The 25,595-nt window shown below is 57.9% G+C and carries 22 protein-coding genes; 8 read left to right on the forward strand and 14 right to left on the reverse strand.

Going from position 1 to position 25,595, the window contains the following annotated elements; all coding sequences use genetic code 11:
• Positions 1 to 2 precede the first annotated feature (2 nt).
• Positions 3 to 1,688, forward strand: coding sequence for a chloride channel protein (locus ACR0B0_RS01565; RefSeq protein WP_170360248.1), 1,686 nt, complete (start codon positions 3 to 5; stop codon positions 1,686 to 1,688).
• Here the strand turns inward: ACR0B0_RS01565 and ACR0B0_RS01570 are convergent.
• Positions 1,685 to 3,049 carry a DUF3179 domain-containing protein gene (locus tag ACR0B0_RS01570; RefSeq protein ID WP_170348058.1) on the reverse strand — a complete coding sequence of 455 codons (1,365 nt, stop codon included), beginning with the start codon at positions 3,047 to 3,049 and terminating at the stop codon, positions 1,685 to 1,687. The two genes, ACR0B0_RS01565 and ACR0B0_RS01570, sit on opposite strands and share 4 nt — an antisense overlap.
• A 219-nt stretch (positions 3,050 to 3,268) precedes the next feature.
• Here ACR0B0_RS01570 and ACR0B0_RS01575 point away from each other — a divergent pair, with 219 nt between their 5' ends.
• On the forward strand, positions 3,269 to 3,889 hold the full coding sequence (locus tag ACR0B0_RS01575) for a hypothetical protein (protein WP_170348060.1): 621 nt from the start codon (positions 3,269 to 3,271) through the stop codon (positions 3,887 to 3,889).
• 57 nt (positions 3,890 to 3,946) lie between these two features.
• On the opposite strand, the gene ACR0B0_RS01580 is transcribed toward ACR0B0_RS01575, so the two are convergent.
• From ACR0B0_RS01580 to cobS, 5 genes are all read right to left on the reverse strand, one after another.
• A complete protein-coding gene (locus ACR0B0_RS01580) occupies positions 3,947 to 4,288 on the reverse strand; it encodes a DUF427 domain-containing protein (RefSeq protein WP_170348062.1) in 342 nt (113 codons plus the stop codon).
• Between the two features lie 60 nt (positions 4,289 to 4,348).
• Positions 4,349 to 6,130 (reverse strand): aminopeptidase P family protein, encoded by a 1,782-nt coding sequence (locus ACR0B0_RS01585; RefSeq protein WP_170548066.1) that lies wholly within the window; start codon positions 6,128 to 6,130, stop codon positions 4,349 to 4,351.
• 73 nt (positions 6,131 to 6,203) lie between these two features.
• On the reverse strand, positions 6,204 to 8,081 hold the full coding sequence (cobT, locus tag ACR0B0_RS01590) for a cobaltochelatase subunit CobT (protein ID WP_170348067.1): 1,878 nt from the start codon (positions 8,079 to 8,081) through the stop codon (positions 6,204 to 6,206).
• A gap of 210 nt (positions 8,082 to 8,291) precedes the next feature.
• Positions 8,292 to 9,011 carry a sulfotransferase family 2 domain-containing protein gene (locus ACR0B0_RS01595; RefSeq protein ID WP_170360238.1) on the reverse strand — a complete coding sequence of 240 codons (720 nt, stop codon included), beginning with the start codon at positions 9,009 to 9,011 and terminating at the stop codon, positions 8,292 to 8,294.
• A gap of 4 nt (positions 9,012 to 9,015) precedes the next feature.
• Positions 9,016 to 10,002: a cobaltochelatase subunit CobS gene (gene cobS, locus ACR0B0_RS01600; RefSeq protein ID WP_170348070.1), complete on the reverse strand. Its 987-nt coding sequence runs from the start codon at positions 10,000 to 10,002 to the stop codon at positions 9,016 to 9,018.
• A 550-nt stretch (positions 10,003 to 10,552) separates the two neighbouring features.
• Between cobS and ACR0B0_RS01605 the strand changes: the two genes are divergently transcribed.
• Positions 10,553 to 11,281, forward strand: a complete 729-nt coding sequence (locus tag ACR0B0_RS01605; RefSeq protein ID WP_480646128.1) for a Hint domain-containing protein — start codon at positions 10,553 to 10,555, stop codon at positions 11,279 to 11,281.
• Between the two features lie 6 nt (positions 11,282 to 11,287).
• Here the strand turns inward: ACR0B0_RS01605 and ACR0B0_RS01610 are convergent, their stop codons facing one another.
• Positions 11,288 to 11,911: a J domain-containing protein gene (locus tag ACR0B0_RS01610; RefSeq protein WP_170348074.1), complete on the reverse strand. Its 624-nt coding sequence runs from the start codon at positions 11,909 to 11,911 to the stop codon at positions 11,288 to 11,290.
• Between the two features lie 108 nt (positions 11,912 to 12,019).
• Here ACR0B0_RS01610 and ACR0B0_RS01615 point away from each other — a divergent pair, with 108 nt between their 5' ends.
• Positions 12,020 to 12,274, forward strand: a complete 255-nt coding sequence (locus tag ACR0B0_RS01615) for a BolA family protein (RefSeq protein ID WP_170360232.1) — start codon at positions 12,020 to 12,022, stop codon at positions 12,272 to 12,274.
• 32 nt (positions 12,275 to 12,306) lie between these two features.
• Positions 12,307 to 12,531: a GDCCVxC domain-containing (seleno)protein gene (locus tag ACR0B0_RS01620; protein WP_226688691.1), complete on the forward strand. Its 225-nt coding sequence runs from the start codon at positions 12,307 to 12,309 to the stop codon at positions 12,529 to 12,531.
• 17 nt (positions 12,532 to 12,548) lie between these two features.
• On the opposite strand, the gene ACR0B0_RS01625 is transcribed toward ACR0B0_RS01620, so the two are convergent.
• From ACR0B0_RS01625 to pepN, 5 genes are all read right to left on the reverse strand, one after another.
• Complete coding sequence (locus tag ACR0B0_RS01625; protein ID WP_480646130.1) at positions 12,549 to 12,959, reverse strand: DUF4177 domain-containing protein; 411 nt, start codon at positions 12,957 to 12,959, stop codon at positions 12,549 to 12,551.
• A 140-nt stretch (positions 12,960 to 13,099) separates the two neighbouring features.
• Positions 13,100 to 14,611, reverse strand: coding sequence for an Asp-tRNA(Asn)/Glu-tRNA(Gln) amidotransferase subunit GatB (gene gatB, locus ACR0B0_RS01630; RefSeq protein ID WP_170360228.1), 1,512 nt, complete (start codon positions 14,609 to 14,611; stop codon positions 13,100 to 13,102).
• 70 nt (positions 14,612 to 14,681) lie between these two features.
• Positions 14,682 to 15,854, reverse strand: a complete 1,173-nt coding sequence (locus tag ACR0B0_RS01635) for a hypothetical protein (protein ID WP_367647900.1) — start codon at positions 15,852 to 15,854, stop codon at positions 14,682 to 14,684.
• A 218-nt stretch (positions 15,855 to 16,072) separates the two neighbouring features.
• Complete coding sequence (locus ACR0B0_RS01640) at positions 16,073 to 16,501, reverse strand: hypothetical protein (RefSeq protein WP_170374568.1); 429 nt, start codon at positions 16,499 to 16,501, stop codon at positions 16,073 to 16,075.
• Positions 16,498 to 19,050 carry an aminopeptidase N gene (pepN, locus tag ACR0B0_RS01645; protein ID WP_480646132.1) on the reverse strand — a complete coding sequence of 851 codons (2,553 nt, stop codon included), beginning with the start codon at positions 19,048 to 19,050 and terminating at the stop codon, positions 16,498 to 16,500. The genes ACR0B0_RS01640 and pepN overlap by 4 nt, the downstream gene beginning before the upstream one ends.
• Before the next feature lie 206 nt (positions 19,051 to 19,256).
• Here pepN and ACR0B0_RS01650 point away from each other — a divergent pair, with 206 nt between their 5' ends.
• The 3 genes from ACR0B0_RS01650 to ACR0B0_RS01660 all read left to right on the forward strand — a co-directional run bounded on the left by ACR0B0_RS01650 (position 19,257) and on the right by ACR0B0_RS01660 (position 22,840).
• Positions 19,257 to 21,389, forward strand: a complete 2,133-nt coding sequence (locus ACR0B0_RS01650) for a malate synthase G (RefSeq protein ID WP_480646134.1) — start codon at positions 19,257 to 19,259, stop codon at positions 21,387 to 21,389.
• Positions 21,390 to 21,414: 25 nt separating this feature from the next.
• Positions 21,415 to 21,840 carry a GlcG/HbpS family heme-binding protein gene (locus tag ACR0B0_RS01655; protein WP_170348089.1) on the forward strand — a complete coding sequence of 142 codons (426 nt, stop codon included), beginning with the start codon at positions 21,415 to 21,417 and terminating at the stop codon, positions 21,838 to 21,840.
• 220 nt (positions 21,841 to 22,060) lie between these two features.
• Positions 22,061 to 22,840: a gamma-glutamyl-gamma-aminobutyrate hydrolase family protein gene (locus tag ACR0B0_RS01660; RefSeq protein ID WP_170409172.1), complete on the forward strand. Its 780-nt coding sequence runs from the start codon at positions 22,061 to 22,063 to the stop codon at positions 22,838 to 22,840.
• 39 nt (positions 22,841 to 22,879) lie between these two features.
• On the opposite strand, the gene ACR0B0_RS01665 is transcribed toward ACR0B0_RS01660, so the two are convergent.
• Positions 22,880 to 25,120: a xanthine dehydrogenase family protein molybdopterin-binding subunit gene (locus tag ACR0B0_RS01665; RefSeq protein ID WP_480646137.1), complete on the reverse strand. Its 2,241-nt coding sequence runs from the start codon at positions 25,118 to 25,120 to the stop codon at positions 22,880 to 22,882.
• A gap of 3 nt (positions 25,121 to 25,123) precedes the next feature.
• Positions 25,124 to 25,588 carry a (2Fe-2S)-binding protein gene (locus ACR0B0_RS01670; RefSeq protein ID WP_170348095.1) on the reverse strand — a complete coding sequence of 155 codons (465 nt, stop codon included), beginning with the start codon at positions 25,586 to 25,588 and terminating at the stop codon, positions 25,124 to 25,126.
• Positions 25,589 to 25,595: the final 7 nt, after the last annotated feature.

Here is a 25,595-nt window from a genome sequence, read left to right on the forward strand (position 1 = left end):
CAATGACCCAAACGACCCGCACCGTTCTGCGCAACCAGCTCAATCAGGCTCTGGCCGCGATGAAGGATGCATGGCGGGTTATGTTGCGACGTGGGCCTAGCCAGATTCAGTTCTGGTTCATTGCGTTGGCAATTGGGATTGCGGCAGGGTTTATGGCCCTTGGGTTCCGCAAGGCGATCCGGTCGCTGCAGGCCTATGTCTACGACACAGACGATATCCTGTTGCTGCACAGCCATGCTGAGAAATTGCCGTGGTTCCTGATCCTGATTACGCCGATCATCGGCGGTCTTATTGTTGGTGTCATCCTGCACAGATTCACCGATGACGGGCGCGTACGCTCGGTCGCAGACGTGATCGAGGGTTCGGCGCTGACCAATGGCCGGGTCGAGGGCAAGGCGGGGATCGCCTCGTTCTTTGCCTCGCTGATCACGCTCAGCACTGGCGGGTCAACCGGGCGGGAAGGCCCGGTGGTGCATATGGCCGGGGTAATCTCGACCTGGGTCAGTGACCGTATCCACGCGGATGGCATCACCGGCCGCGATCTGTTGGGCTGCGCTGTGGCGGCGGCGGTTTCAGCCAGTTTTAACTCACCCATCGCTGGGGCGCTATTCGCGCTTGAGGTGGTGCTACGCCACTTTGCTGTGCACGCTTTTGCACCCATTGTTATCGCCTCGGTCGCGGGTACGGTGATCAACCGGCTGGAATACGGAGATGTAACCGAGTTCGTTCTGGAAACCCCGGGCTCGCTGCAATTCTATGTGGAGCTGCCAGCCTTTTTGATCCTTGGGCTGATCTGCGGGCTGGTGTCGTTGCTGTTGATGCGCTCGATCTTCTTTGCCGAGGACATCGGCACTCACGTTCAAAATCGCCTGTCGCTGCCACGTTGGCTGCGCCCCGCCGTGTCCGGTGCGATGCTGGGACTGCTAGCGATCTGGTTTCCGCATATCATCGGGGTCGGATATGAAACGACAATCCGTGCCCTGACTGGCGATCTGACCCTGACCGTCGCGATCTTGTTTGCCGTGATAAAAACAGTTGCTTTGGCGATCACCATGGGGGGACGCATGGGCGGTGGTGTGTTTTCTCCTTCGCTGATGGTTGGCGCTCTGACCGGATTGGCCTTTGGGTTAATCGCCACCGGGCTGTTGCCGGATGTGTCCGGGACCCATACGCTCTATGCCTTTGCGGGCATGGGTGCCGTGGCCGCCGCAGTGCTGGGTGCGCCGATTTCCACCACGATGATCGTTTTTGAGCTGACCGGAGATTGGCAGATCGGAATTGCGGTGATGGTCTCGGTTTCGATGTCGACAGCCTTGGCCTCGCGTCTTGTGGACCGGTCGTTCTTCCTGACTCAGCTGGAGCGCCGCGATGTTCATCTGGCCGCAGGACCACAGGCCTATTTGTTGGCGATGTTGCGCACCGGGGCGGTGATGCGCCCGATTGGGGACCCGCGCTCGATCACCAAAGAAAAGGCACAGGAGTTGATAGAGCAGGGGCTATGCGTACAGGCCAGTGCCACGCTTGAGGCGGCGATGCCCTATTTCGACCACGACGACATCCCTTGCATCCCGGTTGTGGTGATTGACGACGAGGGTAACGAATCCCCGGTTGGTGCGCTCTTTCATATCGACGCGCTCAAGGCCTATAACCGGGCGCTGGCCGCCACGGCGGCCGAGGAACATTCCTAACCGTCGTAGACCGTTGCCGCGTCGCCCAGATAATTGTCCCATGCAAACCAGTAAGAGATATGTCCAGCCACACGCGGCAAGCGAGTTCCGTCTGGTCCGATCAACGCCTCTTCGGTCATGGTCCATTTCTGTCCGGTCTGATCCACCAGGCCGCCGTTGGACGCGGTGAACCGGTGCGAGCTGCGTTCATACGCCCGTACCGCGCGCTTGTCGGGATTGCCGATCAGAACCAGCGGCCGGTTGGCAATCGCGTCATTGATCACGCGCGTCTTGCTAAACGCATCCAAAGGCCAGGCCCGCGCCGCACCGAACTGGCGGATAGCGAAGATATAGTCTTTCTGCCGATGTTCGGATTGGTCAACCAGTGCTGGAAACATCAGTTCGGGCGAGGCGAAATACTCACGATAGACCACGCCGGAGCCATAGTTGCGCCGATGGCCGGTATTCTGAGACAGGACGCGCGTGCCAGGGTGTGAGGACTTCCAGCTTTCCCATGTGGTGATCACTACCGGGCGCTGCTGGAGCGTGATTCCACTGCCGACCAGCGGGCCCACAACCGGCTTTCCGGTGTATTGGTTCCACAGCGAATGCGTCTCGCGATCAAACATCAGCTTGTTGGAACGGTACAGGAAACCAGATGATCCAAAGACAAACGGTTTCCGCCGTCCCGCCACTTGTGTTTCGAACAAGATACCCGACCCGCACAGCGTGCAATAAGCCAGCGCTACGGGGACGCCACCGATCACCTCGTTGAACATCTCGTGCCACCCCATGATCCGCAGCGGATAGGCGCGCTCATCCCCATTGATCGAGACGCCAAAGACCAGATCGTCGTCTTTCATGTAGCTGGCTTTTGAGGCCGAGATCAGTGCCGGATTGTCGAGCGACGGGATGCCGTCCTTGCTAACGCCGCCCCAGGTGATTTCCTCTAGCCGGATCTTCATCTTGTCGCGCTGCAGGTATTTTGGGCGCAAGAAGTCGTCAAAATTCGGGTCAATCCCCAGAAGAACCTCACGCTTGAACGGAATCAACGAAGAGTGCGGGACCACCTGCGGGTTCTTTTCCTGCCACAACATCCAATCGAACCAGTCAGTGCCAAGGTTCTGACCGGTCAGGGTCTGCATCACTTCGGCGATTTCGTCGGTACGTCGCCCTCCGTAACGCATTCCGGTCAGCAGGGCCGGGACTACATCCGGGTTGCCACGCTGCACCAGAAAGGCCATGCCCTGTTTGAATTCAGAACTGCTGCCGTACAAGGTGGACCTCACGGCCTCAAGCACGGGGTCTTGCTGTGCTGAAAGTGCGTTGGGCAATGCGGCTGCGGCCAGCATACCAGTGAAACTGCGGCGCGTGATCGACATGGCATCCTCCGATGGTGTCCATGTCCAGTGTGCATCGGCCGCTGTTCACATGCATGCAACAGGTGCGTGAGGGAAAGAAGCATACCTAAATTGGTGCCAACGTTTTAAGAAAAATCTCGTTTCATCTTACCTTGCGAGCAACAAAGCATTCTTTCTGGAAAGAAGCTTCGAAACCATCAATATTAGAATTTCCTACGTGAGAATCGGAAAGGCCTGTGCGTGAAATTTTACTTTAGGTTGGCTGCTTTGCTGGGTGCGGTTAATGCGGTCACAGTCCCGGCTGTTTCTGCTGAGATAAAGCTTAACAAATCTTCCAAGAAAACTTCTGTTTTGATGGATCTAAAACTGTCGAAACGACAAAAATCCAGGTTCAGAGAGTTTAAAACCAAAGAGTATTTTGCGGCATTTGTTGTTTCTGGACAAAACAGCAGTGGTTGGGTTGCCAACCGTCACTCGCTTGCTGTCGCGAAAGAGCAAAGCCTAAGAGATTGCCGTTTGCTTTCTGAATACCCGGATACGTGCGCGGTTTACGCTGTTATAGTGCCAAAAGACTATGATCCGACATTTGAGGGCACCACACTTAGCCAGGATGGAAACACCGAGTTCCGGAAATACCAAAAGAAAAACGCTCCACCTTCATCGGGCGCATTCGTGATCTCAGATATCGGCTCTTTTGGGTATTCATGGAGGTTCTCAGACCGGACTGAGGCACAGGAAGCTGCAATTTTGGCATGCGAATCTAATGTGGCCAAGAGGTTGGCAAGCATGAAGAAACAAGTACGTGACAAAACTCCAAAATCGCAAACAACCTGTCGAGTTATTCATGAGGCCCGACCATAAGCTTTTTGGGAAGAGTACCCGATTGAACAGTAGGTAGAGCGTCGGAAAGGTCTTTCGCTAGATCTGCTCTACCTTCACCGATTCAACCGGGTAAAAGGCCACATAACCTTTGATCTCGGCCATGGCGGGAACGGGGGTTTCATAGCTCCACGCGGCGTTTTCGGTCACCGAGGATTTGTTGACGATCGAAAAATGCGAGGCATCCCCCTTGTGTGGGCAGTGGGTGATCTTGTCGGTGCTATCCAGAAAGGCCATCGCGATATCGGTACGGGGGAAATAGATCACCGGAGTCAGATCACCTTCGATCAGTTCCAGCGCGCCAGTGCTTTCACCCAGTACGGCACCACCGGAACGAACGCTCCATTTGCCCGGAGCTCTGCGGATTGTGATCTCAACCATTTTTCTTCCCTCGTCTTATTTTCGGCCTCTCTTCTGCTCTGTGTATGTAACAGGTCAGTGTCAGATCGGCGCAGTTGCGGCATCCAACCACAGTTGCGCGTCGTCGCCCAGCCTTGAGCGCAGTTTTTTCGCAACGTCGTAGTGATAGGTATTCAGCCAGTCACGCTCTGCCGACGTCAACATGTCAGTCACGATTAGCCTTCTGTCAATTGGGACGTATGTCAGGGTCCGCCAGTTCAGCATCGCGCGTTCCGCGTCACCACCGGGCAGGGCTGGGGCTTCTTGAACAACTACGAGGTTTTCGATGCGGATACCAAAGGCGCCCTCGCGGTAATAGCCCGGTTCGTTGGAAAGGATCATGCCGGGTTGCAAGGGCACATGGCTGACTTTGGACAGGCGCTGGGGGCCTTCGTGAACGCTGAGGTAGGCACCGACACCGTGTCCGACACCGTGATTGAAATCCTGACCCGCGGCCCAAAGCGGGGCCCGTGCGATACATTCGATGTCACGCCCGGCCAGCCCGACAGGCCAGCGCAGCATGGATAGGTTAATCATGCCCTTCAATACGCGGGTAAAGCAGGATTTTTCCTCATCTCCGACATTACCGACGGCGATAGTTCGCGTGATGTCAGTGGTGCCGTCCAGATATTGCCCGCCACTGTCCAGAACCAGAATATGACCGTCTTCAAGGCGGCTGTCGGTTTCTTCGGTCACGCGGTAATGCATGATCGCGCCGTTCGGACCAGTGCCGGCAATCGTGTCGAACGAGATATCCTGCAGCGCATTGTCCTTGCGCCGGCTCTCTTCAAGGCGGGTCACCACCTGCGTCTCGGTCAGGGTACCCGGAGCCTGCGCATCCAACCAGCAAAGGGTTTCAATAACCGCCGCTGCATCGCGCAGATGCGCTTCGGCGCTGCCCGCGATCTCGGCCGCATTCTTGCAGGCCTTGGGCAAGGCGCAGGGATCTCCGCCATCCACCATCCGATCCTGCAACACATCGGCCACAGCCTGAGGCAGCGTTCCCAAATCGACCTGTATCTTCCCCTCAAGCGCTGTAACGGCGTCCAGAAATGCCCCCGGCGCGTGGACGGTAACCTGATCCGTCAACGGCTCGGACAGTTTTTCCTGATCCATGAACAGATCCACCCGGCCACCGGCATGTAGAATAGCAAAGCAATGCGCCACCGGGTTGTACCCGATATCCGAGCCGCGAATATTCAAAAGCCACATGATCGAATCCGGCAACGTGATTACTGCGGCTGTGCAATTTGCCTCGCGCAGGGCTTCGGCCAGAAGGGTGATTTTGCTGTCCGCGGTTTCACCTGCAAACTCAATCGGATGGGTCTTGACCGGGTTCATCGGGGCGGTGGGCTGGTCGGACCACACGCGGTCCACCAGATTGTCACAGCGCACCAGTTCGATGCCGCTGTCGGTCAGCTCTTTCTTTGCGCTTGTGATCTGACCTGCTGCATGCAGCCACGGATCAAAACCTACCTTGCCGCCATCGGGAAGGTGTTCCTTCAACCAGGTGCTCAGGTTGACCTCGGGCCACGGAACCGGAGTGAATTCGGCGGCGACCTGCGCCTTGACCTGGGTTCGATACCGGCCATCGACAAACACGCCCGCTATATCTGGTAACACGGCGCAAAACCCTGCTGATCCCGTGAACCCTGTCAGCCAAGCCAACCTTTCATCTCGAGCGGCCACGTATTCGCCCTGATGCGCGTCTGCGCGCGGGATCAGAAATCCGTCCAGCCCTTCGTTCGCAATTTCACCCCGCAGAGCCGCCAACCGGGGTGGCCCCTGTTCCGGGCGCGCCGTCACCTCAAAGGACTGAAACATCACATACCTCTCCCAAGCGGGGGTTCACCCCTTATTCTTTTGGAAAATTCTTTGGCCCGGGGCAAGGCCAGCCTCAGCTGGCCCTTTTCATCCCCATCACCCGCGCACGTGCGCGAGGATCACTATCGAACAGGGCTGCCAGTTGCTCGGTCATTGCGCCTGCCAGTTGTTCGACGTCAGTGATCGTCACCGCGCGGTCGTAATAGCGGGTGACGTCGTGACCGATGCCGATAGCCAGCAGTTCCACCATTTTGCGCTTTTCCACCATGGCGATCACGTCGCGCAGGTGTTTTTCCAGATAATTCGCGGGGTTGACGCTGAGTGTTGAATCGTCGACCGGCGCACCATCCGAAATCACCATCAGAATTTTGCGTGCTTCGCGCCGGGCCAGCATTCGGCGATGCGCCCATTCCAACGCCTCGCCGTCGATATTCTCTTTCAGCAGCCCCTCTTTCATCATCAGGCCCAGATTGGGCCGTGCGCGCCGCCAAGGGGCATCCGCGCCCTTGTAGATGATGTGGCGCAAATCATTCAGACGCCCCGGCTGTTGCGGCCGGCCATCATTCAGCCACGCCTCGCGTGCCAATCCGCCTTTCCACGCGCGGGTGGTAAAGCCCAAAATCTCAACCTTCACGTTGCAGCGTTCCAGCGTGCGCGCCAGAACATCCGCACAGATCGCCGCAATAGAAATCGGACGCCCGCGCATGGAGCCCGAGTTGTCCAACAACAGCGTTACCACCGTGTCGCGGAATTCGGTGTCTTTCTCGACCTTGAAGCTGAGCGGCGTAGTTGGGTTTGCCACAACTCGCGCCAGACGGCCCGCATCCAGAATGCCTTCTTCGCGGTCGAATTCCCAGCTGCGGTTCTGTTGTGCCTGCAGGCGACGCTGCAACTTGTTGGCCAATCGGCTAACAGCGCCCTTCAGGGGCTCCAACTGTTGATCCAAATAGGCTCGCAGTCGTTCCAGCTCGGCCGGTTCGGCCAGATCCTCGGCTGCGATCTCTTCGTCGTAGGTGTTCAGGTAGACCTTGTAATCGGGATCAGCTTCGGATGCCGGCGGAGGGGCAGGGGGTTCCAGAGGAGCCTCACCTTCGGGCATCTCTGCCTCATCGCCCATCTCATCTTCGGCCATCTCATCCATCGAGACCTGCGCCTGAGATTGGTCCTGCTGTTCTTCCTGCGTTTGCTCGGGCGTGGCGTCGGCGTCCTGCTCCTCTTGGTCATCCTGGCCGGTGCTGTCGGGATCGGGCTGTTCCTCGGCGTCGTCTTCAGCCTGATCTTCCTGTTCGTCGTCCAACTCATCAGGGTCATCGCCCAGCTGGTCGCCGTAACCCAGATCCTTGATCATCTGGCGGGCAAACTTGGCGAATTCCGCCTGGTCCGAGAGCAGTTCGTCTAGGTTTTCCAGCGTGCCACCGGCCTGTTCTTCGATAAATCCACGCCACAGGTTCATGATGTTAGAGGCCGCCGGGGGCAGGTCCCGCCCCGTGGCCAGGTGCCGGATCAGATAGCCCGCAGCAACCGCTAACGGTGCATCCGCTGGCTGCTTGCACTGGTCGTATCCGCGCCGCAGGGCCTCATGCCCAATCTTGACGTCGATATTGCTGGCAGTGCCGGGCATATCCCGCGCACCCATCGCCTCGCATCGCGCGACTTCCATCGCCTCGTACAAATCCCGCGCCATATCACCCGGAGGCGCGTAGCGCGCATGGGTGGCGTCGTCATGGTATTTCCGCTGCAGCGCCAGAGCATCCGCCGTACCGCGTGCCAGCAAAACCTCTTCGCGCGTCATCCGGCGGCTGACTTGCGGCAGACGCATCGACTCGCCCGATATACCAGAAGGGTCGACTGTGTAGGTCACGTTCAATTCAGGGTCGTCGGCCATAACTTTGGTGGCTTCGGCCAAAGCCTTCTTGAACGGATCAGCGGGGTTGTCGTTGGGTTTGCTCATCGGTGGCAGTCCGGTCTTGTTCTGTCCCGGCAACCTAGTGCCAATTCAGGGCCTTGACCATAGGGCCAACCCCGTTTTCGCATGAAACCAGAGCGGGACCTATGGTAAAATCATGGGGTGTCTCGATGGGTGGCGTGCGTCAAACTAACTATAAACTACAGGCCAGGGAGATTGCCCAGCCTTGTGCGCCCCAAAACGACTTGGCGGTTCCTACCTGAACCATCCTACAAGACCCTCAAGCACTCCCTTAAGCCCATTTTTCCGGAACAGTTTCTGATCTTTGCCGTGGTGCGAGCGCATAACGATATTCGTCAAGTCACGCATCTGTCCGGTGTTGAGCTTCATGGGATCGTTTACAGCACTGGAGTTCACTTTCTTGCCGGGCATGTCGGTTAGGTCAAAGCCGTTTTCCCGGCCAAATGTCTCAAGCCCGTGCCGTAAATCGGCAAAATCCAACAGCGACACGCGCGCCCCTGACGCATGCCGGGCGCTTTTGTTGACAGTTAACCTACCTGAAACATTTTTGATATCCAGCAAGTCCGAGATGGATTTGTTAGCCGACACAAGTGTCTCAAATTCCTCAAGGTTTATTGGTTCGTTGCGGGGATCAAGGCCGAAACCACCCCCTTCTTGCGCGCGCATCCAGCGGTGGGGCGAATAGTACAGCGAGATCATCCGCTCGACCGGAGGGCGGGCAAAGGCATAAGCGGTATACTCGGCAAAGGCCGGGCCAATCAGTTGGCTGTATTCCGCAAGTGTCTGATGCTTGGACTTGGTTGCGTCACCGCTTAGTTCGAACCGGTCTGTACCGTCTTGGTGGCCGCTGGTGACGATGGCATCGTCTGAGAACCGAAGGAAACAACGCGTAAAAAAGTTTCCTCCGGTTTTCGGTACGTGGATGAACACGCATTTTTGCGCGGCAAATTGCACCTACTTATCCCAGGCTTGTGCTGGCCGCGCTTTCCGGCAGTTCCTCGTCAAAGCAACGCTGATAGAACTCGGCAACGGTCTGGCGTTCCAGTTCGTCACATTTGTTCAGGAAGGACAGGCGGAAGGCATAGCCCACGTCGCGGAATATTTCGGCGTTCTGGGCCCAGTTGATCACGGTTCGCGGGCTCATCACGGTGGACAGGTCGCCATTCATAAAGGCGGTCCGGGTCAGATCAGCAACGGTCACCATCTGGCTGACGGTTTTGCGGCCTTTCTCGGTATTGTAATGCGGCGCTTTCGACAGGACGATCATCGTCTCGGCGTCGTGGCTCAGGTAGTTCAGGGTCGAGACCAGCGACCAGCGGTCCATCTGCGCCTGGTTGATCTGCTGCGTCCCGTGATAGAGGCCAGTGGTGTCACCCAGACCCACGGTGTTTGCAGTGGCGAACAGGCGGAAATTCGGGTTCGGCGTGATGATCTCGTTCTGATCCAGCAGGGTCAGCTTGCCGTCATGTTCCAGTACGCGCTGGATCACGAACATCACGTCGGCGCGGCCTGCATCGTATTCGTCGAACACGATGGCTACCGGGTTGCGCAGCGCCCAGGGCAAGATGCCCTCGTGGAATTCAGTGACCTGTTTGCCGTCACGCAGTTTGATCGCATCCTTACCGATCAGGTCGATCCGGCTAATGTGGCTGTCCAGGTTCACACGTACAGCGGGCCAGTTCAGACGGGCGGCAACCTGTTCGATATGGGTCGATTTACCAGTGCCGTGATAGCCCTGAATCATGACACGGCGGTTATGCGAAAAGCCTGCCAGAATCGCCAGCGTGGTTTCAGGATCAAACTTATAAGTCGGGTCGATTGCCGGAACCCGGTCGCTGCGATCTGCAAAGCCCTTGACCGCCATGTCGGTATCAATGCCAAAAACATCGCGAACCGAGATTTCTTCGGTGGGTTTTGCGTTGATATCAATCGATCCGTCAGCCATTCGCCTTGTCCTTATCCTTTGGCCCGTTTTGCCGGGTTTGAACCCGTGTGTGGTGCAACATATTGCCGGGAAGGGCAAGGGAAAGAGGCGCCGCGCGGAGGCTGAGAGGATGTTTCTTCGAAACTGGCCTTATCGGGATGAATGCGCACAGATAGCTAAAGCGATCAAGGAGGGTGCTTGTAAGGAAGAATATTCTCAATCAAATACAAATATCGAAATATTTAATTTGGGTTAAAATAGAATCTTGTAGACTGAGCTTAAGGGAATAGTCCGATTGTCTTAATTTGTGAGGCGTAATTGAACGAGACTAGCAGTCGCGAAAGAGTGCCCATCCACCCGTCGCATGATGGCGCCCCCGTTTTGACCATTGCTGGCGCAAAGGGCGAATTCGATGGCTTTTGATGTCCTACTGCACACCGTAAACACAACTGGCCCGGGCGACTTAGTCGTTCAAAACACGACTCAGCCAGCGATTGTTGATGGTCAAACGATCTCATTCGACGGGGGCCTTACGTTTCAGCCTTATACCTACCTTGGGCAAGGCACCAGGGTGAGCAACGGCGACTCCGGCGAATTTATTCAGGTCGGCACACAGATTTTCGCTTGGGACACAAACGACCCAACCGGACCAATGAGCACCGGCAATTGGAAGATCACTCAGAGTGATCTCGATCCGTCGAACCCGCCTTGTTTTGTTGCCGGTACCTTAATCGAAACAACCGCAGGCCCGCGACCGGTCGAGGATTTGGCGGTGGGCGACAGGGTTTGCGTATCTGATGGTCAAACCCTTCCTATTGTTTGGATCGGGAAACGAACACTCAGCGCTCAGACTTTGCGCTTCCAGCCAAGGTTTCGCCCAGTGAGAATTCAGCGAAACGCGTTAGGCAAAGGTCTGCCCAACCGCGATCTGTACGTATCCCCGCAGCACCGGATTGTGATTGAAGGCTGGCGGGCCGAATTGCTATTTGGGGAACCGATGGTCTTCTCGGCCGCGATTCATCTGGTCAACGATGATACGATCCGTCAGATAGGAACGGATGAGCCCGTCACCTACTTTCACATTGCCTGCGAGCAGCATGCCATCCTGTCCTCGCATGGCCTGCAAAGTGAAAGCCTGTATGTCGGCGGTCAGTCTTTGAATTCTTTCAGCCGCGAAGATGTTGACGAACTGCGCGCGCTATTTCCCGAACTCAGTGACAGCGCGCAGGTGCCAAAAACCAAACTTCGTTGCTTGAAACGCCCCGAAGCGCAGGCGCTGCGGGGTACGTTTTCAGCGTAGTAGAGCTTACTTAAAATTCCGGCTGTCCTTGATCTGATCCCAGGCCCAGACGACCTCTTGCAGCTGTTCCTCTTGGGAGCGGTCGCCGCCGTTCATGTCCGGGTGCAATACCTTGATCAGCTTTTTGTAGGCCTTGCGCACCTCAGCCTTGGACCAGCTGTCCTGCGCTTCAAGAATCTCGATTGCGCGGCGTTCGGTTGGGGGCAGGCGGCGGCCGCCGGAATTGGCGCGGCCGGGGTTCTTGGTGGCGTTCTCGCCTAAAACCTGATGCGGGTCTTCGATGCCCAGACGCGCCCAGGCGCGTGCCTCGGGGTCGCCCATCGGCTTGGTCTCACGCTCCCACACTTTGTCCTTGGAACGTTGCGCGTTCAACTCGGCCTCGGTGGTGCCGTCGAAGAAGTTCCACTTGTTGTTATATTCGCGGACGTGCTGCTGGCAGAACCAGTAGAAGTCGTCCAGCACATCCGGCGCCTTGGGCGCACGAAACTTACCGGCCTCCTCACAACCCTCGTGATCGCAGATTCGCGTCGAGGTTTCAGATGCGCCCGACATCCCCCGGCGCCCGCGCGGGTTCTTTTTCTTTGCGCTGGAAACGGACATATCGAATCCGAAGGGGTCTGATTTTACCATGCTCTGATCCTCGACAAGGCATCTTTTCGACTCGGAGGCAGCAGTTTAGTCTAAGCAGCCGAAAGTAGAAGAGGGGGAGCGGTAAATTTTTTGCCGCTGAGCGAAAAAATGAGCGTGAGTGACGAAATCCATCAGCGCCTTGAAGCCGCGTTCAATCCGCGTGAGCTGGAGGTCATCGACGACAGCGAAAGCCACCGCGGCCATGCCGGGTATCAGGACGGAGGCGAGAGCCATTTCAATGTCCGCATCCGCGCCAGCGCGTTCGAGGGCCAGTCCCGCGTCGCCAGCCACCGCGCTGTACACAAGGCGCTGGGCGATATCGTGCCGCGCATCCATGCTCTGGCGCTGGATATTGGGGGGTAGCTGGCCCAAAGTGCTTTGAGGGGAGGGATCAAATGTCCAGAACGGAGACGGCCTTTACGCTCGAGTCCACCCTGACCTGCCCATCCTGTGGGCACGTCGAAACGGAAACCATGCCCACGGACGCGTGTCAGTGGTTCTATGAATGCAAATCCTGCCACCAAGTGCTGAAGCCTTTGGAGGGCGATTGCTGCGTCTATTGCTCATACGCAACGGTGCCTTGCCCTCCGATACAACAGGGAAAAACGTGCTGCGCTTGACTTGAGGCTCGCCGCGATCAGGGCTTTTCTGGAGGTTCAGATTTCGCCTCGGACCCTTTCAGCGACAGGGGCGGGTCATTCACCTCTTCGGCAATCGGAGCCGGGGCAACAACTGTTTCGGGTCCAGGTACGGGTTGCGCCAGCGGCACGCTGTCCGGCGTTTCGGTCGGGTTGCGGGTCGAGACAAAAGACGCCTCGGTCTCGCGCCGAAAGACCAACACATTGCGCCAGTTCACGGCTGAACCGGTCAGGCCAGTGCGTTCCTCGCTGGGCAGCAATTCGGCCCGCTGATATTCCCAGCCGTCTTGCCCCATCTCGTTCAGCAGCTGTTCCACGGATGCTGCAAACCGTCCTTCGGCGGTTTTGACGCCCTTGGCCTTGGTGCCTTTTTGCGGGGCTGGGACAACTTTGTATTCGTAGCGCTGCATCGGATTTTCCTGGTTGCCGTGTTCCGGCAATCTAACATGTTGGCGATTTTGGGAAAGTCTTCATCGCATGGACGTGGCGGAAAGAAAAACGGCAGGGTTTTGTTCAAACCCCGCCGCGACTGTTCGATATCTCGAAGGCTTTACGAGCCCAGCTTCTTGCTGACCAGTTCGTTCACCGCCTTGGGGTTGGCCTTGCCACCCGTGGCTTTCATCACCTGGCCGACGAACCAGCCCGCCAGTTTCGGGTTCACCTTGGCCTTTTCAACCTGCGCCGGGTTGGCTGCGATGATCTCATCCAGTGCGGATTCAATCGCGCCGGTGTCGGTCACCTGTTTCATGCCGCGCTCTTCCACGATCTGCGCCGGATCGCCGCCTTCGGTATAGACGATCTCGAACAAGTCCTTGGCGATCTTGCCCGAGATCGCGTCCGATGCGATCAGGTCGATGATCCCACCCAATTGTGCCGGAGACACGGGCGATTCCGTTATGTCGTGGTCTTCTTTCTTCAGACGACCGAACAGTTCGTTGATGACCCAGTTTGCGGCCAGCTTACCGTTGCGGCCCTTGGCAACTTCTTCGAAATAGGCGGCCGATTCCACCTCGGCAGTCAGCACGGACGCGTCATAATCGGTCAGGCCGAATTCGCTTATGAAGCGTGCTTTCTTGTCGTCGGGCAGTTCCGGCAGTTTGGCGGCGATGTCGTCCACCCATGCCTGCTCGATCTCAAGCGGTAGCAGGTCGGGGTCGGGGAAGTAGCGATAGTCATGCGCCTCTTCCTTGGACCGCATCGAGCGGGTCTCACCCTTGTCCGGGTCGTACAAGCGGGTTTCCTGATCGACCTTGCCGCCAGCTTCGACAATGGCAATCTGGCGGCGGGCTTCGACCTCGATCGCTTGCTGGATAAAGCGCATTGAGTTCATGTTCTTGATTTCGCAGCGGGTGCCCAGATGCGAGAAATCCTGCGTTTCCTGGTATTTCTCATACGCGCCCGGCAAACAGATTGAGACGTTCACATCAGCCCGCAGGTTGCCGTTTTGCATGTTGCCATCACAGGTGCCCAGATAGCGCAGGATCTGACGCAGCTTGACGATATAGGCCGCCGCTTCTTCGGGTCCGCGAATGTCGGGGCGGCTGACGATCTCCATCAGGCAGACACCGGTCCGGTTCAAATCGACAAAGGACATATGCGGGTCCATGTCGTGGATCGATTTGCCCGCATCCTGCTCCATATGGATGCGTTCGATCCGCACGTTGCGCGCGGTTCCATCACCCATTTCAACCAGCACTTCACCTTCACCCACAATCGGGTGATAAAGTTGGGAAATCTGGTATCCCTGCGGCAGGTCAGGATAGAAATAGTTCTTGCGGTCAAACGCCGATTTCAAGTTGATATCCGCCTTCAGGCCCAGCCCGGTGCGGACGGCCTGTTCGACGCAGTATTCGTTGATCACTGGCAGCATGCCCGGCATCGCCGCGTCCACAAAGGCCACGTTCGCGTTCGGTTCGGCCCCAAATTGGGTCGACGCTCCCGAGAACAGTTTGGCATTGGACGAGACCTGCGCATGCACCTCCATCCCGATCACCAGTTCCCAATCGTGCTTGGCCCCGGCAATGGTTTTGGGTTTGGGCATTTCATATGTCAGGTCGAGCATGGCGCGCCTCATTTCCGCAGAAGTCTAAGCCTGCGTATTAGGCCCGGCAGGGGCGAGGGGCAAGGGGGAATCAGTGTTGAGACAGGCGCAGACCAGACGGTGTAAAGGTCACGTCCGTGCCGCTGCGCAGTTCCTCGCGGAACAGATCACGGATGGCACGCAACGCATCGCGCTTGCCGCGGGCTGCAAACCGTTCGGCAGAATTGATGCGAACCGAGTTGTTGAACCCATTCGCGGCATGCGCCCAGATCAGCGGGTGCAGTTCAGTCATGTGGTCGCGGATCAGCCTGTTTGCAGCTTCGTGAATTTGCGAGCGCACAAGGTCGGCCTTTTCGTTCAGGCCCTGACCGTTCTGTATCGTGATGGCGCAATAGGCCGACAGCATGTTGACGGTCTGCTGATCGGGGCGGCGATGCAAAATGTCATCCAACCCTTCCAGGAAGTACTCGACATCCAGACGAGCGCAGGCCTCTTCGTCCAATGCGATGGCGTCAAACTGGACCCAAGTATAGCCGCCAGCGCCCCAGATGTCGCCAGTCCGCGCGGCGTTCCGCAGTGCCTGAACTTCAAGCTTTTCATAGCTGCCAAACCAACGCGGCAGCAGATGCGTGCCCATCGCCCGCATAGGCCGCTGATTGTGCGGATCCAGGGAGATCAGGCGTTCGTATTCTTCGGCTACACGCTGGTTGGTCTTCCGTTGACCTGCCAACAGGGCACAGCTTGCGGCTGCGACAATGGGGCTGTCTGGCAACGCAGCGCGGCATGTCGGCAAAAGGTCTGCGGCCCGGTCGAAATGGGCCGCGCAACGCGACCGGTGAAGGGGCGGCAACGTGGCATCCGTTGCGGTTCCGCGCCATGCCCAGGCCAGGTCAATGTGTGCTAAGGCGACCACCAGCGTAATCATCGGATCACCCGGATGCTCACGCATTTCGTCTTCAAGCTCTGAGATACCGCCCAGCAAGTCATATTCGCACAGCGCGCTGCCATCCGACAGGGCATGTTCCACTGCCAATACAACGTCGGAACGCGCGCCAAAGGCCAACAGATCGGCAATCGGTGTTGCGTCCGATGCGATTGCGCGGTCCTTGTCGGCGGCATGCATCATTTTGGACAGCTTGGCCCAGCGGTCCTGTCTGGCCAGTGTGCGCCCTTCTTCAATGGTGTTACGGGCTGTCAGGTCTTCGGCCCTGATATCGGCCACTGGAATGTTCAGTTGCCCTTTATCCGGCAGTGATGCCGTCACCGCGCAGTCGGTTGCCCGCACGTTTTGTGTGGAATGACCCTTGGATAAAGAAGAAAGGGCCTCTCGTGCCCTGAAAAACCGAAACATGGTAAAACTCGAAACCGTAAAAAACTGGTAAGTTAGCTTGAAACTTTGACCGAAAATCGCCTCAAATTCAAGCTTTTTGGGGGGTGATGCGTGACAGGCCGGGGGAATTGGTCCTTTTCCGACTGATTGTTTCAGAAAACGGTGAAATGGTGCCGTTCAACCCGTAATCCGGCGTCTTGCAGGACAGTTTCAAGGGTCTTGTGGGGTGGTGTGGCTTCATCCGGCAGCCGAATCCGCTTGCCCGAGGCCAGAACCAGTGACGTGCGCACGGAAAAGTCCCAGCGCGTGTCGAGCCGGACATGGTCGATATCGGCCAAGGCAACCTCGGCCTCGCGGTTGCCTGAAAACCATCGTATTGCGCGGTGATCCAGGGTTAGTCCGGCACTTGTGCCATGCGCAATGTCCCAAAGGGCGGGCAGGGTGGGCAAGCTCAGCAACCCAACCAGCCACCACGCCGCATCGAACAGAATAACCAACGCGATCAGCCCCGCGTAGACGCACATCAGGATCACGACGGCGCGTGGGGTCCTGTTGTGGCGTTGGAAAGTAAACGGGGTCATACGCCGAGGATGCGAGACACCATTTCCGTTGTATCCCGCGACAGGTTCGGTGTGTCGGCGATACGCGTCAACTGAGCTTTCATCAGGTCCTGACGGTCGGTGTCATAGCGTTTCCAGGTCTGGAAGGCAGAACACATCCTGGCGGTGGTCTGGGGGTTAACCGGGTCCAGCCTGATCAGCCAGTCTGCCAACAACGCATATCCTGCCCCGTCCGCACGATGGAACCCGGCGTGGTTCATCGCCAACGCCCCCATGACTGCCCGGAACCTGTTGGGGTTCTTCCAATTGAAATCAGGGTGCTCGGTCAATGTGCGCGTAACATCCGGCGTAGTTTCAGGAGAGGCCGTTGTCACCTGCAGGCCGAACCACTTATCGACAACCAGCCGGTCATGCTGCCACTGCCTGTAAAAGTCCGCGAGTTCGGTTTGGCCCGCGCCCGCCCGCAAAAGGCAAGACAGGGCGGTCAGTTGGCGGGTCATGTTGTCGGCTGCTGCGTATTCCTCGGCCGCTTTGGCACCGCCATCCAGCCGCGAAGTCAAGTACAGTACTGCGCCACCAAGTGCCCGCTTGCCGGCCTGATCAGCATCGGGGCTGAACGGCGCGTCGATCAGTGTTTCGCTGTGCAGCCTTGGCAGCAGGTCCTGCACATGCTGTGCGGTCGCTTGGCGCAGGGTTTCGACGGCGGTCCATATCGCCATCGGATCAGGGGTATTACCACTTTCAAACAAGGCCGCAGCCAGTTCGGATTGCGTTGGCAGACCCAACATCAAAGAGCGATAGGCTGAGTCCAGATCGCCGTCACGCAGCACGGCCAACATACCATCCAGATAGTTCGTTCCCGGCGCTGCATCTTCGCGGATCATGCGCAGCAGCGTATCTTGCGCCAGCGACCGCCCTGCCTGCCAACGGTTGAACGGATCGGTGTCGTGGGCCAGCAAAAATGCGCGTTCGGCATCCGTGTGGTCATGTTCCAGAATGACCGGGGCCGAAAAATCGCGCAGGATCGAGGCCACAGGTTTTGCTGCCAGTCCAGTGAAAGTAAAGCTTTGCTCGGCTTCGGTCAGCTCCAACACTTCGGTGGCGCGCACTTCGTCCCCGTTCTGGCCCAACAGGCCCACGGCGACGGGGATCACCTGCGGCAGTTTCTTGGGCTGGCCGGGTGTTGGCTTGGTGCTTTGTGACAGGGTCAGGGTATAGGTGCCATCCTGCCAGTCTTCGGCAACTGAGATGCGCGGCGTGCCGGATTGGCTGTACCAACGCTTGAACTGGGTCAGATCGCGACCGGTCGTATCCTCGAACACCTTGATCCAGTCTTCGATGGTGCAGGCCTGCCCGTCATGACGGTCGAAATAGAGGTTCAGCGCCTGCGCATAGGCCTCTTCCCCCACCAACCGCTTGAGCATGGCGATGACTTCGGCGCCTTTTTCGTAAACAGTCGCGGTGTAGAAGTTGTTGATTTCCTGAAAGCTTTCAGGGCGAACCGGGTGTGACAACGGACCGTTATCCTCGGGGAACTGCCGTGCGCGCAGGTCGATCGCATCATGGATGCGTTTCACCGGGGCCGAGCGCATATCGGACGTAAACTGCGCATCGCGAAACACCGTCAGGCCCTCTTTCAGACACAGCTGGAACCAATCGCGGCAGGTAATTCGGTTGCCGGTCCAGTTGTGGAAATACTCATGCGCAATGATTGCCTCTATCCGCTCGAAATTGGCATCGGTCGAGGTTTCGGGGCTGGCCAGAACGGCGGAAGAGTTGAAGATGTTCAACCCCTTGTTCTCCATCGCGCCCATGTTGAAGTCATCAACGGCCACGATGTTGAACACGTCCAGATCGTATTCGCGGCCGTAGACGTCTTCGTCCCATTTCATCGACTTTTTCAGCGCCTCCATCCCAAAGGCGCATTTGCCTTCGTCTCCGGGGCGCACCCAGAGGTTCAGTTCCACGTCACGGCCCGACATGGTGGTGAATTGACCGGGATGGGCGATCAGGTCGCCTGCGACCAACGCGAACAGATAGGCGGGTTTGGGCCACGGGTCGGTCCATTCAGCCCAGCCCTCTCCCTTGCCCGAGGGGTTGCCGTTGGACAGCAAGACCGGCAAGTCACCGTTGATGCGTACGGTGAACACGGACATCACGTCGGGCCGGTCGGGGTAATAGGTGATCTTGCGGAAACCTTCAGCCTCGCACTGGGTGCAATACATGCCGTTCGACATATACAGGCCCTCAAGCGCGGTGTTGTTACCGGGGTCGATCTCGACGACGGCCTCCCAAATGAAGGGTGCATTGGGGACTTCAACAGTCAGGCCCTTGTCGGTGACATTGGGGGTGACTTCGACCCCGTCAACAACCGCCCGGATCAGGGTCAGGTCTTCGCCATGCAGAAAAAACGTACGATCCGTTGCCTCGGGGTTGGGGCGGAACGCAATACGAGACGTAACGCGTGTGGCATGATCTGCCAGATCAAAGGTCAGATGCACGCTGTCCACAAGATAGCCAAAAGGCGTGTAATCTTTCAGATAGATCGTGGTGGGGGCAGCGTCACGCATCGGGGGCCTCGTATCGGTTGAGTTCTGGCGTGACGTTATGGGGATCACTTTTCAGCCGCAAGCCGATGCTGGGTATTCCGAGCCGCCAGGCAGGTCAATTTGGTCTTCAAATTCCACCGGAAACTTGAGGGGTCTGTTGCCTATCGGAAACTTTCGCACTAATTGACGCCTGCATGCCAACGTACACAATGCGGGAGAATTGACTTATGAGCGGCAGAGAAACCCGGAAAGGGCTGCAGATTGCCTGGGAGCTGGCGGATTTCATCGAAAATCAGGCATTGCCTGGAACAGGTGTCACGCCCGAGGTGTTCTGGTCCGGTTTCGCCCGCTTGGTTGATGAGCTTGGCCCAAAAAATCGGGAACTGCTTGCTAAGCGGTCGGAAATTCAAAGCCGTCTTGATGGTTGGCATCTGGAACGCAAGGGGCAGGCCCATGATGCCGCCGCATACGAGGCATTCCTGCGAGAAATCGGGTATCTGGTAGAAGAAGGTCCCGATTTCCAGATTGAAACGGCAAATGTCGATCCCGAAATCGCAGCAATCCCCGGGCCGCAGTTAGTTGTTCCGATTACCAATGCCCGTTTTGCCCTGAACGCTGCGAACGCCCGTTGGGGCAGTTTGTATGATGGGCTGTATGGCACTGATGCGATGGGTGATCTTCCCACTGGCAAAGGATATGACACTGAACGCGGCGCACGGGTGATCGCCTGGGCCAAAGGTTTTCTGGATGACGCTGCACCGCTGGCCAGCGGTTCGTGGGCGGATGTCTCGGGACTGCGTGTGGAAAACGGGGCACAGGTGCCCGCGCTCGCGGACCCCTCGCGTTTTGTTGGATATGGCGGCGCCGCTGAAAACCCCGAATTCGTACTGCTGAAGAACAACGGTCTGCACGTCAAAATCGTGATCGATCCGTCCAGCACGATCGGCGCATCCGACCCGGCAGGCATCGCCGATGTGGTCGTCGAAGCGGCCTTGTCAACGATCATGGACTGCGAAGACTCGGTTGCTTGTGTTGATGCCGAAGACAAGGTTGTGGCCTATGGCAACTGGCTGGGCCTGATGAAAGGTGACTTGACGCAAGAGGTTTCCAAAGGCGGAAATACCTTCACCCGCAAGCTGGCAGAGGATGTCGATTACACCACCGCAGATGGAGAGCAGGCAACGCTGAAAGGCCGCTCGCTGATGCTGGTGCGTAACGTGGGTCACCTGATGACCAACCCCGCCGTACTGGATGCCGACGGCAATGAGACCGGTGAAGGTCTAATGGATGCGCTCTGCACCACTGTGATCGCAATGCACGATCTGCAGCGCGAAGGCGGCAATTCGGTCAACGGGTCGGTTTACGTGGTGAAACCCAAGATGCACGGGCCGGAAGAGGTGGCATTCTCGGTCGAGATTTTTGACTTGGTCGAAGACATTCTCGGTCTGCCGCGCAACACCGTAAAACTGGGCATCATGGATGAGGAACGCCGCACCTCGGCCAACCTCAAGGAATGTATCCGAGCTGCGAAATCGCGCGTGGCTTTCATCAATACCGGCTTTTTGGACCGGACGGGGGACGAGATTCATACCTCGATGGAAGCAGGTCCGGTGCTGCCCAAAGGCGACATCAAGAACACGCCCTGGATTGCGTCTTACGAAGACCGTAACGTCGATATCGGTCTGGCTTGCGGCCTGAAGAGCAAGGCCCAGATCGGTAAAGGCATGTGGGCGATGCCCGACCGTATGGGTGAGATGCTTGAGGCCAAGATCGGCCATCCGCAATCCGGCGCGACCTGCGCCTGGGTGCCGTCACCGACCGCTGCGACCCTGCACGCCACGCATTACCACAAGGTCGACGTTCTGGCCCGTCAGGACGAACTGGCCGCTGGTGGCGCCCGTGGCACGTTGTGGGATTTGCTGACGATACCGCTGCTGGATGGCCGCAACCTCAGCGAAGATGAGATCACGCGTGAGATCGAAAACAGCGCTCAGGGCATTTTGGGATATGTCGTGCGCTGGATTGATCAGGGCGTGGGCTGCTCGAAAGTGCCGGATATCAACGATGTGGGTCTGATGGAGGATCGGGCAACCTGCCGGATTTCCTCGCAAGCACTAGCCAACTGGCTGCATCATGGTGTCGTCAGTAAAGAACAATTGATGGCTGCGATGCAAAAAATGGCTGCCGTGGTGGACCGTCAGAACGAAAATGATCCTGAATACTCGCCGATGGCGCCGGGGTTCGACGGGATCGCCTTCCAGGCCGCGTGTGATCTGGTATTCAAGGGACGTATTCAACCTTCGGGGTATACCGAGCCGGTTCTGCATGCGCGCCGTCTTGAACTGAAAGCCAGCCTTTAACTTCGCAAAAACGTTAGGACACACCATGACCATTTCTCTGCGCAAAGCCCGCACGATCATTCGCAAAACTCTTGAAAAAGGCCGCGAGATGGAGCTGAAGCCGCTCTCGGTCGTGGTCTTGGATGCGGGTGGGCACGTCATCGCGTTTGAACGCGAAGATGGCGCAGCGCCCGGCCGTTTCGCTATAGCGCATGGTAAGGCTTATGGGTCGGTTATGCTGGGCATGGCGGGCACTGCGCAAATGCAACGTGCCGAAGCTCAGGCTTATTTCATGAATGCGGTGAACGGCGTTTATGGTGGTCAGGTTGTGCCGGTTCCGGGGGGAATTTTGCTGCGTGATCGCAAGGGCGCAGTGATCGGGGCCATTGGTGTGACAGGCGACACATCGGACAATGATGTCGTTGCGGGTATGACCGGGGTCGAGGGGGCAGGCCTGACCGGAGAAGCCTGATTTCGATCAGCCTGTGGTGCTGGTTTTTCCAGAGAATAGGGAAAAACTCTCAAAAACTTGGTATCATTTGTAATTCTGTTCCAACATTTGCCGTATAGCCCGAATGTCTTGTGCGCAGTTGAACACGTCCTTGCGCCGTCATGCAGGGCGTGTTCTGTTGCACGTTCTTTCTGCTGAGGATAGCTTCCCTGTTAGTTACAGAAACTGCAAGGAATGCGGAATGTCTCGACCTGTCGTCGGTATCATCGGCAACTCTTACCTTATGAACGATGAATACCCTACCCATGCGGGTGGAACGATGAACTCTGAGGCCGTGGCTAATGTTTCGCATTGTCTGCCGCTGCTGATCCCATCCGACCCGCGCTTTGTCACGGTTGAGGAATTGCTTGAGGTCTGCGACGGGTTCCTGCTGACCGGTGGGCGCCCGAATGTACATCCCGAAGAATACGGCGAGGACGCCACTGACGCGCATGGTGAGTTCGACCGGGCGCGGGATGCGGTCACTTTGCCTTTGGTTCGCGCCTGTGTCGAGCGTGGTCAGCCCTTCATGGGCATCTGCCGCGGGTTTCAAGAGGTCAACGTCGCCATGGGCGGCACGCTCTACCCTGAAATACGCGATTTGCCGGGTCGAATGAACCACCGCATGCCCCCGGACGGGACTTTGGAAGAGAAGTTCGCCTTGCGACATGTGGTGACACTGGACGAAGGTGGCGTATTCCACCAACTATTCGGCGCGCCCGAAGTGATGACTAACACTTTGCACGGGCAGGGTATCAAGACGGTCGGTGACCGTGTTGTCATCGACGGCCACGCGCCTGATGGTACGCCCGAGGCGATCTATATCAAGGATGCACCAGGCTTTACTCTATCGGTGCAATGGCACCCTGAATGGGATGCAATGTACGATCCCGTTTCCCGACCTTTGTTCGAGGCATTCGGTGCCGCCGTACGGGCATGGGCCACCAGTTCGGATGCCAGTCTGGTACAGCAACGGGCGTGAATGTCGCGATGATCCACAAAGGGGACCGGCGCATTTCAATCAAATCAACAGATCAAACTGCTGATTCAGAGGCAGCTTTCGGGCGCGTTCTCCGGTCAGATCAAACAACGCATTGCCAAGCGCCGGCATTGACGGCGGCGTTCCGGGTTCGCCCGCGCCACCCATGTGGCGGTTGGTTTCCAGCACACGCACCTCAACCTGCGGAGCAGTATGCATTCGGATCGAATCGTAGTCGGGGAAGTTGTATTGCTCGACCTCACCTTCGGCAAAGGTGATCTCGCCGTAGCAGGCTGCTGACAGACCATACATCATGCCGCCGAACATCTGCGCTTTGACGTTCTCGGGGTCCAGAGCCAGCCCCATATCACAGGCAATCCACGCCTTGTTGATGCGGATGGTGCCGTCTTCGTCTACCACCTCGATCACTTGTGCGACCGGAGTACCGAAACTGTAGGTGAACGCCACGCCGCGCCCCACGCCGTCCGGTGTCTGCCCGGTCCATCCGGACATCTCGCGCACTGCTTCGAGGCAACCGGCCGAGGGGGCGTGTTCACCCTTCATCAGTTCCAACCGGAATTCCAGCGGGTCGCGGCCCGCGGCATAAGCCATCTCATCCATGAAGGTTTCGTGGAAGAAGCCGTTATGGCTGTTGCCGACCGACCGCCAGAACCCGACGGGGACGTCAAGTTTGGGGATGTGGCCGCTCATGCGGTAGTTCGGCACCGCGTAGGGCTGGTTGAAAAAACCTTCGACCAGAACCTTGTCCGGGCCGGCACCAGGCATGCCAGTATATCGCGTCACGGCCTGCTGCGTGCAGGATTGCGCCGAAACTTTGCCGTCAATCAGAACTGCCTTGCCGTCCTGCACTGCCCCGCGCATCCGGGCAATGGCGCCGGGGCGGTAATAGTCGTGGCGCATATCTTCTTCGCGGCTCCAGGTCGTCTGAACCGGGGTGCCGGGCATGGCCATGGCAACCTTGGTGGCAATCTCGCCGAAATCCAGTTCACCCCGGCGACCAAACCCACCACCCAGATATGTGGTGTGGATCTGTACCGCTTCGGTGTCCAGATTAGCGGTGTTGGCCGCGCGGAACCGGATCAGGGTTGGGGCCTGATTGCCGCACCACAGCTCCAACGCATCGCCGGTATACAGCGCGGTGGCGTTCATCGGCTCCATCGTGGCATGGGCCAAGTAGGGCACTTGATATTCTGCGGTAATCTCGGTTGCGCCTTCGGGTGTGACGCTGACATCGCCATCGTCGCGCATTGTCGAATTCGCCGAGTCATCAAACGCATTGGCGATCTTGGTGAAAATGCCATCCGTCTCGGGCGGGTAGGGGGCGTCACCCCAATCCACGTCGATGGCCTCGACTGCTTGATTGGCGAGCCACGTGTTGTTGGCAATCACGGCGACACCTGTGCTCAGATCAACGATTTTCTCGACCCCCGGCATGGATTGCGCGGCGCTGTCGTCAAAACCATTCATCGCGCCGCCCAGCTTGGGGTTCATGCGCACGGCCGCGAATTTCATCCCCGGCAGGCGAACATCGACGCCAAACTCGGCGGTACCAGTTGCCTTTTCGACCATGTCCAGACGCGGCTGGGTTTGGCCCAGATAACGCCATTCGGACGGATCGCGAAGGGGCACTTCGACCGGTTCAAGTCCGGCGGCGTCTACGGCCAAGTCGGTATAGGCAATCTTGTCGCCATTTGGCGCGATGACATGCCCTGCGGCAGTTCCCAGTTCCGACGGGTCAACACCCAAACGAAGGGCCGCAGCGCGTTTGAGCGTGTCTCGGGCCGAGGCACCGGCCTGACGCATCCGCTCGAACCCATCCTTCATCGATGTCGAACCACCCGTGACCTGGAGGTGAAGAGCTTTGCCAAGCACACCCAGCGCTTCGCCCAGATTGTGCTGGAAGTCCGAGATGTCATAACCCTTGTTGGGCAAACCTTCCCCCAGCATGGCAGAGTTATAGTAGGCCGCTGCCGCCGGACCGTGCAGCACAGTGATCTGGTTCAGATCCACGTCCAATTCCTCGGCAATCAGCGCGGCCCATGTGGTCTTGACGCCCTGACCCATTTCAGCGCGCGGTGCAAAGAGGGTTACGCCGTTTTGGTCGATCAGGACAAACGGGTTCAACGCCGCCTGACCCTCGCCAGGTTTTAGCGGGTTCGCGGCGGGGCGGCTGACATAATAGGCGCCGAATGCTACGCCGCCGACAATTGCGGCCGAGCCGATCAGGAAAGTGCGGCGAAGGATTTTACCAACAGAAGCCATGAGTTACGCCTCCTTCAGTTTGCCAGCCGCGTCATGGATCGCAGCGCGGATACGGGGGTAGGTGCCACAACGACACAGGTTGCCCTGCATCGCCTCATCAATATCGGCGTCCGAAGGTGCAGGGTTTTCAGCCAGCAACGCAGCGGCCTGCATGATCTGGCCCGACTGGCAATATCCGCACTGCGCCACCTGATGATCGACCCAGGCTTGCTGGATTGTCGCCATCGTACCCGGCGTCCCGATACCTTCAATCGTGGTGACATCGCCCCAAACATCCGACAGGCTCACCTGGCACGAGCGTACAGCCTCGCCATCAATATGAACCGTGCAGGCACCACAGGCCGCCACGCCGCAGCCGAATTTGGTGCCGGTCAGGCCGACCTCATCGCGCAAGACCCAAAGCAAGGGGACGTCATCGGGCAGGTCAACCTGATGTTGCTTACCGTTAATCTTCAGGGTGGTCGCCATGGCGCAC

The organism is Ruegeria sp. BA12, from assembly GCF_056539625.1.

Coding starts and splice junctions, on each gene's coding strand:
- ACR0B0_RS01565 (WP_170360248.1), top strand. CDS start 3: ATGACCCAAACGACCCGCACCGTTCTGCGCAACCAGCTCAATCAGGCT.
- ACR0B0_RS01570 (WP_170348058.1), bottom strand. CDS start 3,049: ATGTCGATCACGCGCCGCAGTTTCACTGGTATGCTGGCCGCAGCCGCA.
- ACR0B0_RS01580 (WP_170348062.1), bottom strand. CDS start 4,288: ATGGTTGAGATCACAATCCGCAGAGCTCCGGGCAAATGGAGCGTTCGT.
- ACR0B0_RS01585 (WP_170548066.1), bottom strand. CDS start 6,130: ATGTTTCAGTCCTTTGAGGTGACGGCGCGCCCGGAACAGGGGCCACCC.
- cobT (WP_170348067.1), bottom strand. CDS start 8,081: ATGAGCAAACCCAACGACAACCCCGCTGATCCGTTCAAGAAGGCTTTG.
- cobS (WP_170348070.1), bottom strand. CDS start 10,002: ATGGCTGACGGATCGATTGATATCAACGCAAAACCCACCGAAGAAATC.
- ACR0B0_RS01610 (WP_170348074.1), bottom strand. CDS start 11,911: ATGGTAAAATCAGACCCCTTCGGATTCGATATGTCCGTTTCCAGCGCA.
- ACR0B0_RS01615 (WP_170360232.1), top strand. CDS start 12,020: ATGAGCGTGAGTGACGAAATCCATCAGCGCCTTGAAGCCGCGTTCAAT.
- ACR0B0_RS01620 (WP_226688691.1), top strand. CDS start 12,307: ATGTCCAGAACGGAGACGGCCTTTACGCTCGAGTCCACCCTGACCTGC.
- ACR0B0_RS01625 (WP_480646130.1), bottom strand. CDS start 12,959: ATGCAGCGCTACGAATACAAAGTTGTCCCAGCCCCGCAAAAAGGCACC.
- gatB (WP_170360228.1), bottom strand. CDS start 14,611: ATGCTCGACCTGACATATGAAATGCCCAAACCCAAAACCATTGCCGGG.
- ACR0B0_RS01640 (WP_170374568.1), bottom strand. CDS start 16,501: ATGACCCCGTTTACTTTCCAACGCCACAACAGGACCCCACGCGCCGTC.
- pepN (WP_480646132.1), bottom strand. CDS start 19,050: ATGCGTGACGCTGCCCCCACCACGATCTATCTGAAAGATTACACGCCT.
- ACR0B0_RS01650 (WP_480646134.1), top strand. CDS start 19,257: ATGAGCGGCAGAGAAACCCGGAAAGGGCTGCAGATTGCCTGGGAGCTG.
- ACR0B0_RS01655 (WP_170348089.1), top strand. CDS start 21,415: ATGACCATTTCTCTGCGCAAAGCCCGCACGATCATTCGCAAAACTCTT.
- ACR0B0_RS01660 (WP_170409172.1), top strand. CDS start 22,061: ATGTCTCGACCTGTCGTCGGTATCATCGGCAACTCTTACCTTATGAAC.
- ACR0B0_RS01665 (WP_480646137.1), bottom strand. CDS start 25,120: ATGGCTTCTGTTGGTAAAATCCTTCGCCGCACTTTCCTGATCGGCTCG.
- ACR0B0_RS01670 (WP_170348095.1), bottom strand. CDS start 25,588: ATGGCGACCACCCTGAAGATTAACGGTAAGCAACATCAGGTTGACCTG.